The sequence below is a fragment of the Luteimonas arsenica genome, from assembly GCF_004352825.1.
GTDB classification, from domain to species: domain Bacteria; phylum Pseudomonadota; class Gammaproteobacteria; order Xanthomonadales; family Xanthomonadaceae; genus Luteimonas; species Luteimonas arsenica.
Map to the genome: position 1 here is coordinate 1,527,741 of NZ_SJRW01000001.1, position 18,851 is coordinate 1,546,591.

13 protein-coding genes and 1 pseudogene are annotated in these 18,851 nt (G+C 70.9%); 11 read left to right on the forward strand and 3 right to left on the reverse strand.

Going from position 1 to position 18,851, the window contains the following annotated elements; translation table 11 throughout:
* Window positions 1-9: 9 nt before the first annotated feature.
* On the reverse strand, window positions 10-735 hold the full coding sequence (locus E2170_RS07000) for a helix-turn-helix domain-containing protein (protein WP_132999841.1): 726 nt from the start codon (window positions 733-735) through the stop codon (window positions 10-12).
* A 180-nt stretch (window positions 736-915) separates the two neighbouring features.
* Between E2170_RS07000 and E2170_RS07005 the strand changes: the two genes are divergently transcribed.
* The 11 genes and pseudogenes from E2170_RS07005 (at window position 916) to E2170_RS07055 (ending at window position 16,624) form a co-directional block, all read left to right on the forward strand.
* Window positions 916-2,544, forward strand: coding sequence for a TldD/PmbA family protein (locus tag E2170_RS07005; protein WP_132999842.1), 1,629 nt, complete (start codon window positions 916-918; stop codon window positions 2,542-2,544).
* Between the two features lie 132 nt (window positions 2,545-2,676).
* On the forward strand, window positions 2,677-4,311 hold the full coding sequence (locus E2170_RS07010; RefSeq protein ID WP_165942185.1) for a TldD/PmbA family protein: 1,635 nt from the start codon (window positions 2,677-2,679) through the stop codon (window positions 4,309-4,311).
* A 21-nt stretch (window positions 4,312-4,332) separates the two neighbouring features.
* On the forward strand, window positions 4,333-5,667 hold the full coding sequence (locus E2170_RS07015) for a TldD/PmbA family protein (RefSeq protein WP_132999843.1): 1,335 nt from the start codon (window positions 4,333-4,335) through the stop codon (window positions 5,665-5,667).
* A gap of 19 nt (window positions 5,668-5,686) precedes the next feature.
* Window positions 5,687-6,385, forward strand: coding sequence for a DUF4159 domain-containing protein (locus tag E2170_RS07020; protein ID WP_132999844.1), 699 nt, complete (start codon window positions 5,687-5,689; stop codon window positions 6,383-6,385).
* Between the two features lie 34 nt (window positions 6,386-6,419).
* Window positions 6,420-7,418, forward strand: a complete 999-nt coding sequence (locus E2170_RS07025; protein WP_132999845.1) for an AAA family ATPase — start codon at window positions 6,420-6,422, stop codon at window positions 7,416-7,418.
* A gap of 13 nt (window positions 7,419-7,431) precedes the next feature.
* Window positions 7,432-8,337 carry a DUF58 domain-containing protein gene (locus tag E2170_RS07030; RefSeq protein ID WP_132999846.1) on the forward strand — a complete coding sequence of 302 codons (906 nt, stop codon included), beginning with the start codon at window positions 7,432-7,434 and terminating at the stop codon, window positions 8,335-8,337.
* Window positions 8,334-8,565 (forward strand): annotated as a pseudogene (locus E2170_RS14230) (BatA domain-containing protein); the annotation flags it as partial. The gene E2170_RS07030 and the pseudogene E2170_RS14230, both read left to right, overlap by 4 nt.
* Before the next feature lie 1,060 nt (window positions 8,566-9,625).
* Window positions 9,626-11,926, forward strand: coding sequence for a hypothetical protein (locus tag E2170_RS07040; RefSeq protein WP_132999848.1), 2,301 nt, complete (start codon window positions 9,626-9,628; stop codon window positions 11,924-11,926).
* 2 nt (window positions 11,927-11,928) lie between these two features.
* Window positions 11,929-13,812 (forward strand): carboxypeptidase regulatory-like domain-containing protein, encoded by a 1,884-nt coding sequence (locus E2170_RS07045; RefSeq protein ID WP_165942187.1) that lies wholly within the window; start codon window positions 11,929-11,931, stop codon window positions 13,810-13,812.
* Between the two features lie 27 nt (window positions 13,813-13,839).
* Entirely contained in the window at window positions 13,840-15,744 is a 1,905-nt protein-coding gene (locus E2170_RS07050) for an iron-containing redox enzyme family protein (protein WP_132999850.1), read from the forward strand.
* 7 nt (window positions 15,745-15,751) lie between these two features.
* Window positions 15,752-16,624: a DUF6999 family protein gene (locus tag E2170_RS07055; RefSeq protein WP_132999851.1), complete on the forward strand. Its 873-nt coding sequence runs from the start codon at window positions 15,752-15,754 to the stop codon at window positions 16,622-16,624.
* A 311-nt stretch (window positions 16,625-16,935) separates the two neighbouring features.
* On the opposite strand, the gene E2170_RS07060 is transcribed toward E2170_RS07055, so the two are convergent.
* Both E2170_RS07060 and alr read right to left on the reverse strand, forming a co-directional pair.
* Entirely contained in the window at window positions 16,936-17,613 is a 678-nt protein-coding gene (locus E2170_RS07060; RefSeq protein WP_132999852.1) for a YiaD family glycine zipper/OmpA-like lipoprotein, read from the reverse strand.
* A gap of 96 nt (window positions 17,614-17,709) precedes the next feature.
* Window positions 17,710-18,849, reverse strand: coding sequence for an alanine racemase (gene alr, locus E2170_RS07065; RefSeq protein ID WP_132999853.1), 1,140 nt, complete (start codon window positions 18,847-18,849; stop codon window positions 17,710-17,712).
* Window positions 18,850-18,851: the final 2 nt, after the last annotated feature.

Sequence of the window (18,851 nt, forward strand, 5' to 3'; positions counted from 1 at the left end):
GAGTGGACTTCAGTGCCAGCGCTCGCCTTCGCCGGCAAGCACGCGGCGGAGGCCGGCTTCATCAAGGATACGGATGCGGCGGCCGTTGACCTCGATCATCCCGCGCGCCTGCATGCGCGACAGCGCCCGGGTCACCGTCTCCAGGGTCAGCGCCAGGAAATTGCCCAGTTCGGCGCGGGTCATGCGCAGCTGCAGCAGCTCCGGATCCAGGCCCATCGCCGCGAAGCGCGCCGACAGGTCGAGCAGGAAGGCGACCACGCGCTGGTCTGCGCCGAGCGTGCCCAGGGCCAGCATCCAGCGCCAGTCGCGGCGGATCTCGCCGGCCAGCATCGCGGTCACGCGCTCCTGCACTTCCGGCAGCATGTCGCCCAGGTGGGCGCAGGGCAGTTCCCAGACTTCCGCGGCATCCAGCGCCACCGCATCGCAGGCGTGCGCGGGCATGTCCACGGAGTCCAGGCCCAGGAGATCGCCGCGCATGCGGAAGCCGGTGATCTTCTCGCGCCCGTCCTCGCTGAGCACGCTGGTCCTGAAGCAGCCCGAACGGACGTAGAACAGCGAATGCCGCGGCTGGCCGGCATGGAACAGGGCCTGGCGGGCTTCCAGGCGATGCACCCGCGGCGGCCAGCGCAGCAGCAGCGATTCGAGTTCCGGCGCGGCATGCCTCGTCCGGCCGGACGTCCAGTCACCGGCTTCACCGCGCGACGCGGCGTGGCTGGACAGGGCGTTGTGCAACATGGTTCGACTCCGGCGCTTGCGATGCCGACCACTCTATTCAGCGGCCGCGCGTGGACGGGCAGCGGCCGGTAACCGTTGGTAACGGAATGTAACGACGCCCGCCGCGCACGGGCCGAAGGTTGGGTGACACCCGGCGCCGCGCGGGTCAAGCTGGAAGGCGGACAGCCACCGGAGCACACGATGCAGCGTCGCGACTTCCTCGTCCTTGCCGGAACCAGCGCACTGGCGCTCGCCCTCCCCCATGGCCGTGCCATCGCCGCCGCCGAACTGGCCTCGACCCTGGATCACGCGCTCAAGCGCAACCTCGCCGATGCCGCCCTGCAGGCCGCGCGCGACGCCGGCGCGAGCTACTGCGACGTGCGCATCGGGCGCTACCTCAGGCAGTCGATCTCCACCCGCGAGTCGCGCGTGCAGAACGTGGTCAACGGCGAATCCACCGGCGTGGGCATCCGCGTGCTCGCCCACGGCGCCTGGGGCTTCGCCGCGACCAACGCGCTGGCGCCCGACGCGGTCGCATCAGCTGCGCGCCAGGCGGCGGCGGTCGCCCGCGCCAACGCCGGCATCCAGGACGTGCCGGTACGCCTGGCGCCGGCACCGGCCCTGGGCGAACGCAGCTGGCGCACCCCGCTGCGCCGCAACGGCATGGAGGTGCCGGTGCAGGACAAGGTCGAGCTGCTGCTGGGGGTGAACGCGGCGGCCATGGCCGCGGGCGCCGACTTCGTCGAATCCAACCTGTTCCTGATCAACGAACAGAAGTACTTCGCCTCCACCGACGGCTCGTACATCGACCAGGACGTGCACCGCATCTGGGCGCCATTCACCGTCACCGCGGTGGACAAGGCCAGCGGCCGCTTCCGCACCCGCCAGGGCCTGGGCGCGCCCGCGGGCATGGGCTACGAGTACCTCGACGGCGACGCTTCGGGGAAGATCGCCCTGCCCGATGGCCTGGTCCAGTACCGCGACTCCTACGACATGGTCGAGGACGCGGTGGCCGCGGCGAAACAGGCCCGCGGGAAACTGACCGCGCCTTCGGTGAAGCCCGGCCGCTACGACCTGGTGCTCGACCCCTCCAACCTGTTCCTGACCATCCACGAGAACGTCGGCCACCCGCTGGAGCTCGACCGCGTGCTCGGCTACGAGGCCAACTACGCCGGCACCAGCTTCGCCACGCTCGACAAGCGCGACGCCGGCTACCGCTGGGGCAGCGAGCGCGTGAACTTCGTGGCCGAACGCACCACGCCCGGGACCCTGGGCGCGGTGGGCTACGACGACGAGGGCGTGCCGGCCGGGCGCTGGGACCTGGTGCGCGACGGCATCCTGGTCGACTACCAGGCCACGCGCGACCAGGCGCACATCCTCGGCAGGGAGGCTTCACACGGCTGCTGCTACGCGGATTCCTGGTCCAGCGTGCAGTTCCAGCGCATGCCCAACGTCTCGCTGCAGCCCGGGACCGCGCCACTGTCGGTGGAAGAAATGATCGCCGGCGTCGAGGACGGCATCTGGATCCACGGCCGCGGCTCCTACTCCATCGACCAGCAGCGCTACAACGCGCAGTTCGGCGGCCAGCTCTACTACGCGATCAAGGACGGCAAGCTGGCCGGCATGGTCGAGGACGTGGCCTACCAGATCCGCACGCCGGAGTTCTGGAACGCCTGCAGCGCGATCTGCGACGCCCGCGACTTCCGCCACGGCGGCTCGTTCTTCGACGGCAAGGGCCAGCCCTCGCAGGTCTCGGCGGTGTCGCACGGCTCGAGCACGACGCGCTTCGATGGCGTGAATGTGATCAACACCGCACGAAACCTTGGCTGAGGCGCCGCGACCGTGCCATTGGTTGGTTGACCCCCCGCGAACGCCACGTCAAGAATCGGGGAGCCCCGGCGGCATGGATGCACCGGCCTGCCGGAGCATCCAATCCACGCGCACAACCCCGGGGACACCGCCTTGGACAGACGTGACTTCCTTGCATGCAGCGGCATCGGCCTCGGTGGCCTGATGCTGCCCTCCCTGTTCACCCGCGCCATCGCCGCGGAGGAACTCGCCACCACCATCGACGTCGGACGCAAGAAGATGCTCGCCGACGCCGCGCTGGCGGCCGCGCGCGAATCCGGCGCCACCTATGCCGACGTGCGCATCGGCCGCTACCTGCGCCAGTTCGTGGTCACCCGCGAGGACAAGGTGCAGAACGTGGTCAACACCGAATCCACCGGCGTGGGCGTGCGCGTGATCGCCGGCGGCGCCTGGGGCTTCGCGGCCACCAACAGCCTGATGCCCGACGCCGTGGCCGGTGCCGCCCGCCAGGCGGCGGCGATCGCCCGCGCCAACGCGAAGATGCAGACCGCGCCGGTGCGGTTCGCGGCCGCGCCCGGCCACGGCGAGGTGTCCTGGCGCACGCCGATCCGCCGCAACGCGATGGACGTGCCGGTGAAGGACAAGGTCGAACTGCTGCTGGGCGTCAACGCCGCGGCGATCAACGCCGGCGCCAACTTCGTGAACTCCACCCTGTTCGCGGTCAACGAACAGAAGTACTTCGCCTCCACCGACGGCTCCTATATCGACCAGGACGTGCACCGCATCTGGGCCCCGATGACGGTCACCGCCATCGACAAGGCCAGCGGCAAGTTCCGCTCGCGCTCGGGGCTGTCCTCGCCGATGGGCCTGGGTTACGAGTACTTCGACGGCGACCCGGCGCAGAAGTACGTGTCGCCCAACGGCGTGATCAACTACGGTCACTCCTACGACATGGTCGAGGACGCCGTGGCCGCGGCGAAGCAGGCGCGCGAGAAGCTCACCGCGCCCTCGGTCAAGCCCGGCCGCTACGACCTGGTGCTCGATCCCTCGCACACCTGGCTGACCATCCATGAATCGGTCGGCCATCCGCTGGAGCTCGACCGCGTGCTCGGCTACGAGGCGAACTACGCCGGCACCAGCTTCGCCACGCTCGACAAGCGCGAATCCGGCTTCCGCTACGGCAGCGACGAGGTCACGATCTTCGCCGACAAGACCCAGCCCGGCAGCCTCGGCGCCGTGGCCTACGACGACGAAGGCGTGAAGTGCAAGCGCTGGGACCTGATCCGCGACGGCATCCTGGTCGACTACCAGACCATCCGCGACCAGGCCCACATCCTCGGAAAGACCGAGTCCGACGGCTGCTGCTACGCCGACTCCTGGTCGACCGTGCAGTTCCAGCGCATGCCCAACGTGTCGCTGGCGGCCGGCACGTCGAAGCTGTCGGTGGCCGACATGGTCAAGGACGTCGAGGACGGCATCTACATCGTCGGCGACGGTTCGTTCTCGATCGACCAGCAGCGCTACAACGCCCAGTTCGGCGGGCAACTGTTCTACGAGATCAAGAACGGCGCCATCACCGGCATGATCGAGGACGTGGCCTACCAGATCCGCACGCCGGAGTTCTGGAACGCCTGCGTGGCGGTCTGCGACGAATCCGACTACCGCCTCGGCGGTTCCTTCTTCGACGGCAAGGGCCAGCCCTCGCAGGTGTCGGCCGTTTCGCACGGCTCCAGCACCGCGCGCTTCAACGGCATCAACGTCATCAACACCGCCCGCAACCTCGGCTGACCGGACCAGGAGATTCGAACCATGCCCATCCTCACCGAAGCCCAGGCCAAGGCGATCCTCGACAAGGTCGTCGCGCTGTCGAAGGCCGACCAGTGCACCGCGACCCTGGCCGGCTCCACCAACGGCAACATCCGCTTCGCGCTCAACAACGTCTCCACCAGCGGCATCGTCGACAACACCGAACTGGCCGTCGAGGTCGCCTTCGGCAAGCGTGTCGGCACCGCGAGCATCAACGAGTTCGACGACGCCTCGCTCGAGCGCGTGGTGCGTCGCGCCGAGGACCTCGCCCGGCTGGCGCCCGAGAACCCCGAGTTCATGCCGGCCATCGGCAGGCAGGAATACCGCGCCAGCAATACCTGGGACGACGCCACCGCGGCGATCACCCCGGAGTACCGCGCCCAGGTCGCCGCCGACTCGATCACGCCCTGCCGGGCCGACAAGCTGGTCGCGGCAGGCTTCCTCGAGGACAGCCGCGGCTTCGTGGCCTTCGCCAACAGCAACGGCAACTTCGGCTACCAGACCTCGGCCAGCGCCGACTACACCTGCACCGTGCGCACCGAGGACGGCAGCGGCTCGGGCTGGGTGGGCCGCAACGTCACCGGCATCGGCGCCTTCGATGCCGGCCGCGACGTGCGCACCGCCATCCGCAAGGCCAGCGCCTCGGCCAATGCGCGCGCGCTGGAGCCGGGCAAGTACACGGTGATCCTGGAGCCGCACGCGGCTGCCGGCCTGATCTCCTTCATGATGAACTTCTTCGACGCCCGCCAGGCCGACGAGGGCCGCAGCTTCCTGTCGAAGAAGGGCGGCGGCAACAAGCTGGGCGAACAGGTGTTCGATCCGCGCGTGAGCGTCTGGGCCGATCCCTGGGATGCCGAGGCCCCGGTGGTGCCCTGGGACGGCGAGGGCCTGCCGCGAACCCGCATGCCGATCATCGACCAGGGCAAGGTCGCCAACCTGCTCTACTCGCGCTACTGGGCGCAGCAGCAGGGCCGCAAGGAAGTCGCGCGCCCGGGCAACCTGATCATGTCCGGCGGCGAGGCGTCCACCTCGGACCTGGTGCGCGGCACCGAGCGCGGCATCCTGGTCACCCGCACCTGGTACATCCGCATGGTCGACCCGCAGACCGTGCTGCTGACCGGCCTGACCCGCGACGGCACCTTCTACATCGAAGACGGCGAGATCAAGTACCCGCTGAAGAACTTCCGCTTCAACGAGTCGCCGGTGATCATGCTCAACAACATCGACGAACTGGGCAAGCCGATCCGCGTCAGCGGTGACGAATCCCGCTTCAGCATGATGATCCCGCCGATGCGCCTGCGCGACTTCACCTTCACCTCGCTCTCGGACGCGGTCTGAGGGCGGGGCACGGGGCGACGTGGACCGCCGCGGCGCCCTGCGCCTGTTCGCCGCCGGGCTCGCGGCCGCCGCGCTGCCGGCGGCCGCGCGTGCGAATCCGGGCTACGACTTCTGGTTCACGCGGTTGAAATACGACTCCGGCGACTGGGACGTCGACCAGCGCATGCCGGCCAACCTGGCCACGGCGCTGGTCGACTACACCGGCATGCGGGTGGATCCGAAGGAGCACGTGGTCGCGCTGGCCGACCCGAAGATGCTGCTGGCGCCGTTCTGCTACCTCGCCGGCCACAAGCTGGTGGAGTTCAACCCCGACGAGCGCCGCAATTTCGAGCGCTACGTGCGCAACGGCGGCTTCGTCTTCGTCGACGACTGCAACCACGACATCGACGGACTGTTCGCGAAGTCCTTCGAACGGCAGATGGCCGACATCTTCGGCGCCAGCGCGATGCGCAAACTGCCCAACAGCCACCCGCTGTACTCCAGCTTCTTCCGCTTCCCCGACGGCCCGCCCGCGACCAGCTACGAGCTCAACGGCTGGGGCGACGACCTGGTCCACGACTACCTCAAGGGCATCGAGATCGACGGCCGCCTGGGCGTGCTCTACAGCAACAAGGACTACGGCTGCGAATGGGACTACGACTGGCGCAACAAGCGCTTCCTGGCCGAGGACAACACGAAGTTCGCGGTCAACATCGTGGTCTACGCCCTGAGCTCGTGACGCCTATCCCCCTTCCCTCCCGCATCGCATCCCCATGAACCCGACGCCCGACGAATCCCGCATCCGCGACCAGCTCGACCGCCTTGGTGCCCTGCGCGCCGCCATCGCCCGCGCCGTGGTCGGGCAGGAGGCCGTGGTCGAGCAGATGCTCGTCGCCCTGCTTGCCGGCGGCCACTGCCTGCTCGAGGGCGTGCCCGGACTCGGCAAGACCCTGCTGGTGCGATCGCTCGGGCAGGCGCTGGACCTCGGCTTCCGCCGCATCCAGTTCACGCCCGACCTGATGCCCAGCGACATCCTCGGCACCGAGATCCTGGAGGAGGACCACGGCACCGGCCGTCGCAGCTTCAAGTTCCAGCGCGGCCCGGTGTTCACCCACCTGCTGCTGGCCGACGAACTCAACCGCACGCCGCCGCGCACCCAGGCGGCGCTGCTGGAGGCGATGCAGGAACGCACCGTGAGCTACGCCGGCACGACCCATGCCCTGCCCTCGCCGTTCTTCGTGCTCGCCACCCAGAACCCGCTGGAGCAGGCCGGCACCTACCCGCTGCCGGAGGCCCAGCTCGACCGCTTCCTGCTGCACGTGCGGGTGGAGTACCCGGACGAGGCCGAGGAGCGCGAGATCCTGCTGCAGACCACCGGCAGCGGCACCGCCGAAGTCCCGAAGGTGATGGACGGCGACGAAGTGCTGGCGCTGCAGGCGCTGGTGCGCGAGGTGCACCTGGGCGAGGACCTGCTGGCCTGGATCACGCGCCTGGTGCGGGCCAGCCGCCCCGGCCCCGATGCGCCGCAGGCGGTGCGCGACTGGGTGCGCTGGGGCGCAGGTCCGCGCGCCGGACAGTCGCTGGTGCTGGCGGCGAAGGCGCGCGCGCTGCTGCACGGCCGCTATGCCGCCACCCGCGAGGACGTGCACGCCCTGGCCGCACCGGTGATGCGCCACCGCCTGCTGCTGTCGTTCGCCGCCGAAGCCGAGCAGAAGGACGCCGACGACGTAGTCGCCGCCCTGCTGCGCGCCGTGCCCGCACCCGCCGCCTGAGCGCCGCGGCGCGATGTCCGCCCCCGGATTCCTGCCGGCCGAGGTCCGCGCGAGGCTGCGCCGGATCGCGCTGGTGCCGCGCCTGGCCAGCGGCGACCGCGGCTTCGGCCTGCATGCCAGCCGCAGCCGCGGCGCCGGCATGGAGTTCGCGCAGTACCGGCCCTATGAGCCCGGCGACGAACTGCGCCAGGTCGACTGGAAGCTCTACGCGCGATCGGACCGCTACTACGTCCGCGAGGCCGAGCGAGACAGTCCGCTGACCGCCTGGATCGTGGTCGATGCCAGCGTCTCGATGGCGCAGGCCGACGGTGCGCGGCCCGACTGGTCACGCCTGGACGCGGCGCGCAGGCTGGCGGCGGCGACGATCGAGGTGCTGTTGCGCCAGGGCGACCGCTTCGGCCTGGCGGTGGTGAACGGCGACGGCCTGTCGCTGCAGGCCGCTTCGGCGGGACCACGCCATCGCGACCGCTGCCTGCTCGCGCTCGACGGCGTGCGCGCCCGGGGCGGCTGGCCGACCGAAACCGCGCTTGCGCCGCTGCACGAGCGCATCGCCCCGCTCGACCTCGTACTGCTGCTCGGCGATGGCTTCGACGAGACCCCGCTGCGCCTGGCCGAGCGCCTGGCCGCTGCGCGCCGCGAAGTGCTGGCGATCCGCATCCTCACCGTGGAGGAGCGTGATTTCCCCTTCGAAGGCGGTCATCTTTTCCGCGACATCGAGGGCGATATCGAGCTTCGCGGCGACGGCGCGGCGATGCGCGACGGCTTTCTGGAGCGCTTCGGTGCCGCGCGACGCGCACAGGCCGCGCGCCTGGCCGCGGCCGGCATCCGCCAGGTCGAATACGTGCTCGACGAATCGCTCGACCTGCCGCTGCGGCGCCTGTTCGCCACCGATCCGCGCGCGGAGGCCGGTGCGCCGTGATCCCGACGCTGCTGCTGCCCGCGGGACTCGTCGCGCTCGCTGCGCTGGCATTGCCGCTGCTGCTGCACCTCGCGCGGCGCGAAGATCGCCGGCCGGTCGACTTCGCCGCACTGCGCTGGCTGTCGCCGCGGGCGCGGCCGCGGCGCAGCGTGCGCTTCGAGGAATGGCTGCTGCTGGCGCTGCGCCTGCTGCTCATCACTCTGCTGGCGCTGCTGCTGGCGCGACCGGTGCTGCCTGTCGAGAAGGACGGCAAGCCGTGGATCGTGGCGATGCCCGCGGTCGGTGCGGAGGCGTTGCGCGAAGCCGCCTGGCCCGCAGCCGGCGACGCCGGCGCAGCCGTAGCGGGTGGCCACACGCTTGATTCGGAGAGCGATGTGGTCGAACGGCGCTGGCTCACCGCGGACTTCCCGTCGCTGGGCGAAGCGCCGCCGCCCACCGCTCCGCAGCCGGCCATCAGCCTCCTGCGCGAACTCGACATGCGCCTGCCCGCGGGCACACCGCTGGTGGTGCTGGTGCCACCGGTGCTCGACGGCGTCGACGCCGAACGCCCGCAACTGTCGCGGCCCGTGGAGTGGCGGGTGCTCGACGCGAGCCCGGCTTCGCCTGCCGGCGGCGGTGGCAGTGACGCCACCGCGGCAGCGGGAGTCACCGCCCGCGATTCCGCTTTGCCTCCCCCACACCTGGTCATCGAGGACGCCGGACAGGAGGCCGGCGCGCGCTACCTGCGCGCCCTCTCGGCCGCGTGGCGGACTGCGGCCGTGGACGAAGATGAGGATGGCAGTGGCGACGCGAGCTCCGCCGCGCAGGCGAGCGCGGCCGAGAGCCCTGCGACCGGCGCACTGGAAGTACGCAGTTGGCTGACGGCGGGGCAACTGCCGCCCGAAGCGCTGGCCTGGATCGAAGCCGGCGGCACCGCCCTGCTCGCCCACGACGTTCGCCTGCCCGCAGTGGAAGCCGCGCCTGTCCTCTGGAGCGACGACGAAGGACGACCGCTGCTACGCGGCACCGCGCTGGGTGGCGGCCGGGTGCTGCAGTGGACCCGGCCCCTGGACCCGGAAGCCATGCCGGTCCTGCTGGAAGCCGACTTTCCCCGACGCCTGCTCGCCGTGCTGCAGCCGCCACCATCGCCCGCACGCGTGCAGGCGGACGCACATGTCCCGCAGGTCGGGAACGTCGGCCCCTGGCCACAGTCGCTGCGCGAACTGTCCCCCTGGCTGGCGCTGGCCATCGCCCTGCTGTTCCTCGTCGAGCGCTGGCTCGCAGCCGGCCCGCGCAGGGAGCGCGCGCCATGAGCCGCGATCCCTTCGAGCGCCTGCTGCTGGCCGCACGGCACCGGCGCGTCGCGCTCACGCTGGCGCTGGCACTGCCCTGGGTCGTGGCCCTGGCCGTGACTGCATGGCGCGCGGGCGGCGGAAGCACGGTCGCCGCCGCGGGCGTTGCGATCATGGCGGTTGTCGCCGCCCTCGCAATGGCCTGGCTGGCCACGCGCAGGCTCGACCGCGGCTGGCTGCAGCGTCACCTCGACGCCCGCCATCCGCAGCTCGAAGACAGCAGCGCCCTGCTCGCCGCCGAGCCGTCCGGGCTGCCGCCGCTGGTGCGCCTGCAGCGCGAGCGCGTGCTGCAGCGCCTGCCTTTGCCGGATGCCTCCGGCGTGCGCGCGCCCTGGCCACGCGCGGCCATCGCGGCCTGCGCCACGGCCGCCGCCGTGGCCGTCGCGACGGCGCTGCTCTGGCCTGCCGCGCCATCCACGACGCCGGCCGCGGACGAGCGCGACGGCGCGCCCGCAGGCACGGCCGCCGCCGACGCCATCCAACTCGTCGAACGCAGCCTCACGATCACCCCGCCCGCCTACACCGGCCTGCCCGCCCGCAGCGACGAGGCCCTGGACGCGAAGGTTCCCGAAGGCGCGAAGCTCGCCTGGACGCTGCGCTTCGACCCCGCACCCGATGCCGTGGCCCTGGAGTTCATCGACGGCCGGCGGATCGAACTGCAGCGCGATGGCGCGCAGTGGCGCGCCTCAGACGTGGCCAAGGCTTCCGGCCTGTACCGCATCGCCGTCGATGCCGCCCTGCCCTGGCGGGACGACGCCCTGCGCCGCATCGACGTCGTCCGCGACCGCCCGCCTTCGATCCGGGTCACCGCGCCGGCGCAGAACCTCAGCCTGCGCACGCCCGGGCAGCGGCGCTGGGCGCTGGCCTTCGAGGCCGAGGACGACCACGGCATCAGTGCGACCGCCGAGATGCACCTGACCATGACCGAGGGCAGCGGCGAGAACATCGGCTTCCGCGACGAGGTCCGCCACATCAGCGGCAAGGGCGACCGGCGCACGAAGCGTTTCGCCTACCCACTCGACCTCGATGGACTCGGCCTGTCCGAAGGCGACGACCTGATCGTGCACTTCGTGGTCCGCGACAACCGCGCCGGCGGCGCGCAGTCCACGCGCAGCGCCAGCCACATCCTGCGCTGGCCACCACCACAGGCGCGCGAAGACAGCGGCATGGACGGCGTGCTGCAGAAGGTGCTGCCGGCTTACTTCAGCAGCCAGCGCCAGATCATCATCGACGCCGAGGCGCTGATCGCCGAACGCTCGCGGCTGCAGGAGGAAACCTTCGCCACGCGCTCGGACGCGATCGGCGTGGACCAGCGCCTGCTGCGCCTTCGCTATGGACAGTTCCTGGGCGAGGAAAGCGAGGGTGCACCGTCGCTCCCGGTCGCGAGGCACAGCGATGCCGACGACCTGCCTCCGCCCCCCATCCTGCTGCCGACCAACGACGCCGAGGACGAGGCCGAGGCCTGGCGCGACATGGTGGCCGTCCAACAGCACGACGGGCATGAACACGTCGACGACGACAACGACGACAGCCACGGGCCCGGCCGTCCTGCCGGCGACGCTTCGACGCATGAAGCACACGAGCACTCGGCCAGCGATGCCGAAGAGCCCGGCCGCAGCGGCTTCGGCAACGCCGGCAACGTGCTGGAAGAATTCGGCCACGTCCACGACATCCCCGAGGCCGCGACCCTGCTCGACCCCAGGACGCGCACCCTACTGCGCCGCGCGCTGGGCGAAATGTGGCAATCCGAACTCGCCCTGCGCCAGGCGCGCCCGCAGGACGCCTTGCCGCCCGCCAACCGCGCCCTGGCCCTGGTCAAGGAGATCCAGCAGGCCGACCGCATCCACCTCGCGCGCACCGGTTCGGACCTGCCGCCGGTGGACTTCAGCCGCCGCCTGGGCGGCAAGCGCGAAGGCATCGCCAGCCGGCGCGCCCCGGTCGCACCGGGCGAACTCGACGAAGACGTCCCCGCCGCGCTCTGGCGCGCGCTGGCCGCGCCGGACAGCGAAGACATCGATCTGGCCGTGCTGCAATCGTGGCTGGCGGCCAACGACGACCGCAGCAGCGACCCGCTGGCGGTGATGGCCGCGGTCGATGCCGTCCAGCGCGACCCCGGCTGCGAGGCCTGCCGCAGGCGCCTGCGTGCCCTGCTCTGGCCGCTGGCCACGCCGCCGCCCGCGGCACCGCGCCTGCGCCCGGAGTCCGACGCGGCAGGCAGGGCCTATCTCGACGCCCTGCGCGGGGAGGCCGGCGAATGAGCATGGCCGTCACTGTCGCGACCCTCCTGGCGCTGGCGGTGCTGGCGGGCTCGCTGCGCCAGATCCTGCGCTGGCGACGCATGCCTGCGCAGGCACGACCGGCCTCGTGGCGCATGGCATGCATGCTCGTGCTGCAGTTCGCCGGCGCGGCGCTCCTGTACATGACCCTGTTCCCACCGGCGGCTTCGATCGATCCGGCCCGGATGGTGGTCATGACCGCCGGCACCGACGCTGCCGGGGCACGCGCAGCCGGAGGCGGCAATGCGATCCTGGTCGCCTTGCCGGAAGCCGACGCCACAGCAGTGCGCGACGCCGAAGCCCGACGCATGCCCGACCTCGCCACCGCGCTGCGCATGCATCCGCAGGCCCGCAGCCTGCAGGTGCTCGGCGCCGGACTGGAAGCGCGAGACCTCGGTGCTGCACAGGACCTGTCCATCGAATTCAGGCCGCCGCCGCTGCCGAACGGGCTCGTCGAACTGCAGGCACCGCCGCGCGTGGTCAGCGGCGGCATGCTCCGCGTCTCCGGCCGCATGAACGACGTCGCCGACGGCCGCGTGGAGCTGCTCGATCCCGCCGGCAACGTCCAGGATCGCGCCAGCCTCGACAACGAAGGCCGCTTCCTGCTGCAGGCGCCCGTGCGCGCATCCGGCCCCGCCATCTACCGGCTGCGTGTGGCTGGAGATGCAGGATCCGGAGTCGAGGTTCCTGTCGATGCCGGGCCCGGCGCCGGCACGCGCCTGCTGCTGCTCGCCGGCGCACCCAACCCGGAGATCAAGTACCTGCGCCGCTGGGCCAGTGACGCCGGTCTTTCGCTGCACAGCCACATGGCGCTGGGGGGCGGCGTCAGCCTGGGGGACGGCGCGGTCGCATTCGATCCGAAGACGCTGTCGGACTTCGACCTCGCCATCGTCGACGAGCGCGCCTGGGCCGACCTCGGTGCTAACGCGCGCAGCGCCCTGCTCGCCGCCGTCGACGACGGCCTCGGCCTGATGCTGCGGATCAGCGGAAAGCCGGATGCCGCCACGCGCGAGGCGATGCGGCAGCTCGGCTTCCGCCTCGGCGACGCCGATCCGGCACTCGACAGGAACGTGATCCTGGATGCGGTCGCCACCGTTGACCGAAGCGCCGCACCTGCGGAAGCCGCCGTATCCGCATCCGCCGAAGCTGACGCTGACGCAAGCCCGACGCCCCCGCTCGCGCGCCAGCCACATCCGATCCTCGCACCTGATTCGCTGCCACTGCTCACGGACGCCTCGGGCGCGGTGCTTGCACGCTGGCGCCCGTCCGGACTCGGCCGCATCGCGGTATGGAACATCGACCAGAGCTTCCGCCTGGTCCTGGGCGGCCACGGCCAGCGGCACGCCCGCCTGTGGGCCGATGCCACCGGAACCCTGGCCCGCCCGCGTGCTGCCGCGCAGCCGCGCTTCGACGGCATCGCACGCCATGGCCAGCGGGCGGTGCTGTGCGACTTCGTGCCCGGGACGCCTCTTGTCGCCGCGGACGGCACGCGCCTGCATCCGCTAGCCGATCCCGCAGCAACAGGGTGCGCAGCCGTCTGGCCCGCGCGCAATGGCTGGCATCGCCTGGGCGACGGTGAAGGCGCGCCCATGCTTTACGTGCGTCCGGCCGACGCGCTGCCGGGCCTCGTCGCGCGGGAACGTCGCGACGCCACGCTGCGACTTTCCGCCGGCAGCACGGAACGCCGCAGCGAAGGCGCGGACGGCATCGCGCCACTTCCGGTCGCGGACGCCGCGCCGATCAACGACGTCGCCGCCCGGACCGCTCCGCGCTGGCCCTGGTTCATCGCCTGGCTGCTCGCCTCCGGCCTGCTGTGGTGGCTGGAACGCGGCGGCCGACGCATCGGCGACACACCGGCTCGGGTATAAGAAGCACAGCCAAGGACAGGACACCGCATGCCTTTCGACCGCGTATTCATCACCGCCACCGGCGCCCACTACCCCGGCCCCGCGATCGACAACGACCACATCGACCGCTACATCGAACCGCTCAACGCGCTGTCGCCGCGCATCCGCCGCCGCATCCTCGGCGAGAACGGCATCCTCACCCGGCACTACGCCATCGACGAACACGGGGAGACCCGTGCCGGCTGCGCCCGGCTCGCCGCCGAGGCCGTGCGTGCCTGCATCGGCGAAGCGGGCTTCGACGGCATCGGCCTGCTGGCCGCGGCCACCTCGGCCGGCGACCTGATCCTTCCCGGCTTCGGCAACCAGGTGCAGGCCGAGCTGCGTGCGCCGTCGATGACGGTCGCCAGCCACCACGGCGTCTGCGCCTCGGGCATGGGCGCGCTGCAGCACGCGGCGCTGGCGGTGGAGCATGGCGCCGTGGAAGGCGATGCCGTCGTGGTCGCGGCAGAGTTCGTCTCGCGCCTGTTCAAGCGCTCGCGCTTCGGCCCGGTGGGCTACAACGCCGACTTCGACGCCCACTTCCTGCGCTGGATGCTGTCCGACGGCGCCGGCGCGTGGCGGCTGTCGTCGCGGCCCGCCGCCAGCGGCGTCTCGCTGCGCCTGCGCGCCCTGCACCTGCGCTCGTTCTCCGGCGAGTTGCCGCTGTGCATGCAGGCCGGGCTCTCGCCCGAAGGCCGACACTGGGGCGACTACCCGGACTTCACCACCGCCGACGCCGCCGGCGCGATGCTCCTGCGCCAGGACATCCGCCTGTTGCCGCAGCTGTTCGACGTGGCCACGCATGAGTACGTCGCGCTTGCCCGCAACGGCGTCATCAACCCTTCGCGGGTCGACCACTTCCTCTGCCACTACTCCTCGCAGCGCTTCGCGCCCGTGGTCCGCGACTGCCTGCGCATGGCGCAGCTGGAGATCCCGGAGGAGCGCTGGTACTCGAACCTCACCGTGCGCGGCAACATGGGCGCGGCCTCGATCTTCAGCATGCTCGACGACTTCATGCGCGAGCGCAGGCCCTCGCCTGGCGAGCAGGTGCTGCTGTTCGTGCCCGAGTCCGGGCGCTTCAGCGTGGCGTTCGCCGTGCTGGAGGTGGTGGGGCCCGAGGCTGCCGACGACGACACTGGCGGCACCGGCACGCGCCTTGAAGCCGGGAATTCGACGCCTATCGGGGCTGTGGGCAGCGCGGCGGTTGCCCTGCCCGAACCGCCACACGCACCGGACGACGCCACCCAGCTTCCCGAAACCGCCCGCCTGCTGCGCGAACTCGCCGGCGTCTGGCACGACTACCGCAGCCGCGTCTGGCGCACCCCGCTGGTGACGAAGATCCTCGACGGCAGCGTCGACCGTGCCGACTACGTCGGCTGGATGGAGCAGTGGGTGCCGCAGGTCCGCCAGGGGAGTCTGTGGATGCGCAAGGCCGCCGACCACCTCACCCCGCGCTATGCCCCGCTGCGCGAGACCGTGCACCACCACGCCGACGACGAGCAATACGACTACAACGTGCTGTTCGAGGACTACCGCACGGCCGGCGGTACCGTCGCCTCGCTGGACGAGCTGCAGCGCAACCCCGGCGGCGAGGCGCTCAACGCCTACCTGCATGCGCGCGCGACACAGCCCGACGCGATCGGGTTGCTCGGCGCGATGTACATCATCGAGGGCACAGGCCAGCGCATCGTCCCGGCCCTGCTGCCGCTGCTGCGCGCGCGCCTGGGCTGGCTGGGCCGCAGCTTCCGCTTCCTCGCCTACCACGGCGAGAACGACGCGGCGCACCTGGAGCGCTGGCTGCAGGCGCTGGAGGCGGTGCTGGCCATCGGCGGGCGCGAGGCGGCGGCGGAAATCCTCGAAGACGCGCGCCACGTCGCGGTACTGTACGCGCGACAGCTCGAGATGATCCGGTGACGTCCTGATGGGAAAGAGCAGCGAATGGCTGGACGGCGCGCACGACCCGCGCGACCCGAACCCGTGGTTGGCGCTCTACCTCGACGCCAGCGGCCCGCTGGCCGACGAGGTCAAGCGCGCTTGGCTGAGCGACGCCTCCACCCGCTCGCGCCAATTCCTGCTGCCGGTGGTGCGGCCGCTGGCGCGGCTGTCGATCGTGCTGATCCAGCTGCTGAAAATCGTGACCCCGCGCTCCTGGACCTCGTCGCGCATCCTGCACCGGATGATCGCCTGGGGCATGAAGACCTTCGTCAGCCCCGAGGCGAACTGGCTGATCCTGCGCCACTTCCACCTCGGCTCCCAGGTGCTGGCCTTCATCGCCCGCAACGCCGTGCCCGGCCAGGAACTGCCCTTGCACCCGCTGTCGCCGCCCGACATCGATGCGCTGAAGGACGACGTGTTCCTGCAGCACGACCTGAACCTCTTCAACTTCGTCATCAACCTCAACAAGGCGCTGGGCGGCCGCGCGATCGAAGCGCCTGCCAAACTCGACTTCTCGATGATCCGGCAGCCGGACCTGCGCATCGAGGACATGCCCAGGCGCTGGACCAACGTCATCGACCTGCAGACCGCGATCGAGGTCTACACCCCGGTCTACCAGCTGTTCCTGACCGACAACGACTTCTGGCGCGCGACCAACTCGCTGCAGCTGGACGAGGTGATCGGCATCTATTGCGCCACCCTCCTCGGCCGCCCCGACTACCTGGTTTTCCTCAACAACAAGCACCCCCTGGTGCCCCTGACCACCCTGCGCGCCGGCTTCCGCCTGGTGCTCCATGGCCTCAGCACCGAAATGCTCCACGCCCTGCTGAGCCGGGCCAAGGCTGTCGCTTCGGGTTGAAGAGCTTTTTTTGCCACGGATTTACGCGGATTACGCGGATTTACGCGGATCTGGCCGAGGCCAGCGCCGACAGCACGCACTGAAACTGCTTTCTTTTCTAGAAGGGGTTGCCGGCAGCAGCATGAGTCTGCTTCGTTGGTGCAGCCGACGCGAAACCCATTGGCAAAAGGCTCTTGCTCAATCCGTACAAATCCGCGTAATCCGCGTAAATCCGTGGCAAAAAAGCTTTTGTCCCAGCCGCATAGACCCGTGGCAAAGAAGAAGGGCCGCATCGCTGCGGCCCTTCCAGTCACATCGCGTGCTGCCGGCGATCAGCCCTGCAGCGGCACCACGCGGATCTCGACGCGACGGTTGGCGGCGCGGCCCTGTTCGGTCGAGTTGTCGGCAATCGGCATGGTCTTGCCGAAGCCCACGACCTCGAAGCGCTCGCGCACCAGGCCCTGGCCGATCAGGTAGTTGGCCACGGAGGAGGCGCGCTGCTCGGAGATGCGCTGGTTGACCGCGTCGCCACCGACGTTGTCGGTGTGGCCGGCCACTTCCACGATGGTCTGGTTGTACTCGGCCAGGGTGGCGGCGACGTTGTTGAGCGCCGGGTAGAACTGCGGCTTGAGCTCGGTCTTGTTGAAGTCGAAGGTCACGCCGTCGGGCAGGTTGAGCTTGATGACGTCACCCTCGCGGTCGACGACGATGCCGGTGCCCGCGGTCTGGCGGCGCAGTTCGGCTTCCTGGCGATCCTGGTAGGCGCCGATCGCGCCACCGGCCAGGCCGCCCACGCCGGCGCCGACCAGGGCGCGCTGGCGGCGCTCGGTGGCGTCCGAACCGCTGAGCAGGCCGGCCACCGCGCCGATGCCGGCGCCGACCAGGGCGCCGGTGCGCGTGCGGTTGGGATCGTTGGGATCGCTGGTCTGGCCGGTGTAGCTGGCGCAGCTGGTCAGCATGACCGCGCCGGCGGCCAGGGAGGCGAACAGGATTCGGGGCGAAGTACGCATCGTGGGGGCTCCTTTGGCGGGCGGCGTAGCGCCCAATGGAATGAACAGGGCCAAGCTACCCGGCGCCGCGTCCCCGCGGAGTGATGGCGCTTCGCCCTATTCAGCGTCCGGATAGGCACCGCGATGGACCCGCGGGATGCGGTCGTTGAGCCCGACCAGCACCTCGTAGGGAATCATGCCCGCGGCGGCGGCCACCTGCTCCACGCCGAGCTCCGAATCGCCCTGGCGGCCGATGAGCACCACCTCGTCCTCGTTCCAGGCGCTGTCGCGGCCGATGTCGACCATGAACTGGTCCATGCACACGCGCCCCACGATCGGGTACTCGCGCCCGCGGACCAGCACCGAGCCGCGCGACGACAACGCCCGCGGATAGCCGTCGCCATAACCGATGGGCACGGTGACCACGCGGGTGTCGGCCGCCGGCGTCCAGGTGCCGCCGTAGCTGACGCTGTGCCCGGCCTCGACCACCTTGAAATAGACCACCCGCGAAACCAGCGACAGCGCGGGCGCCACCGCCACCGTCGGCCGCGATTCCGGTCCGGGCAGCACGCCGTAGAGCAGGATGCCGGGACGCACCATGTCCAGCCGCGCCTGCGGGAAGTGCAACACGCCGCCGGAGTTCGCGATGTGCCGCGGCGGCACCGGCACGCCGATCCGGCCGAAGTGCGCGCAGGCCTCGTCGAAGCGCTCCAGCTGCAGCGCGGTCATCGGCGAATCGGGTTCGTCGGAACAGGCCAGGTGCGAATAGATGCCGGCCAGATCGATCCAGCGCGAGGCCACCGCGGCCTCGATGAAGGGTCCCGCCGTCCAGGCGTGCACGCCGATGCGCTCCATGCCGGTATCGACCTTGAGGTGCACCGTGGCGCGGCGCCCCAGGGCCTGGGCCGCGGCCTCGACCTGGCGCAGCTTGTCCAGCGAGGACACGGTGACCTGCAGGTCATGGGCGAGGTACTGCGCCACCTGCGGCCCGAAGATGCCGCCCAGCACCAGGATCGGCACCGTGATTCCCGCGCGGCGCAGGGCCACGCCCTCCTCCGGGAAGGCCACGCCCAGGTGCTCCACCCCCACCGCCTGCAGGTGCCGCGCCACCGGCACCAGGCCGTGGCCGTAGGCATTGGCCTTGACGATGGCCATCACCGGCACGCCGGCGTGGGCGCGGATCGCGCGCAGGTTGCCGGCGATGCGGTCGAGGTCGACCAGGATGCGCGTCGGGCGCTCGGCGGCGTGCAGGCTCACGC

Coding starts and splice junctions, on each gene's coding strand:
- E2170_RS07000 (WP_132999841.1), bottom strand. CDS start 735: ATGTTGCACAACGCCCTGTCCAGCCACGCCGCGTCGCGCGGTGAAGCC.
- E2170_RS07005 (WP_132999842.1), top strand. CDS start 916: ATGCAGCGTCGCGACTTCCTCGTCCTTGCCGGAACCAGCGCACTGGCG.
- E2170_RS07015 (WP_132999843.1), top strand. CDS start 4,333: ATGCCCATCCTCACCGAAGCCCAGGCCAAGGCGATCCTCGACAAGGTC.
- E2170_RS07025 (WP_132999845.1), top strand. CDS start 6,420: ATGAACCCGACGCCCGACGAATCCCGCATCCGCGACCAGCTCGACCGC.
- E2170_RS07030 (WP_132999846.1), top strand. CDS start 7,432: ATGTCCGCCCCCGGATTCCTGCCGGCCGAGGTCCGCGCGAGGCTGCGC.
- E2170_RS07040 (WP_132999848.1), top strand. CDS start 9,626: ATGAGCCGCGATCCCTTCGAGCGCCTGCTGCTGGCCGCACGGCACCGG.
- E2170_RS07045 (WP_165942187.1), top strand. CDS start 11,929: ATGGCCGTCACTGTCGCGACCCTCCTGGCGCTGGCGGTGCTGGCGGGC.
- E2170_RS07050 (WP_132999850.1), top strand. CDS start 13,840: ATGCCTTTCGACCGCGTATTCATCACCGCCACCGGCGCCCACTACCCC.
- E2170_RS07055 (WP_132999851.1), top strand. CDS start 15,752: ATGGGAAAGAGCAGCGAATGGCTGGACGGCGCGCACGACCCGCGCGAC.
- E2170_RS07060 (WP_132999852.1), bottom strand. CDS start 17,613: ATGCGTACTTCGCCCCGAATCCTGTTCGCCTCCCTGGCCGCCGGCGCG.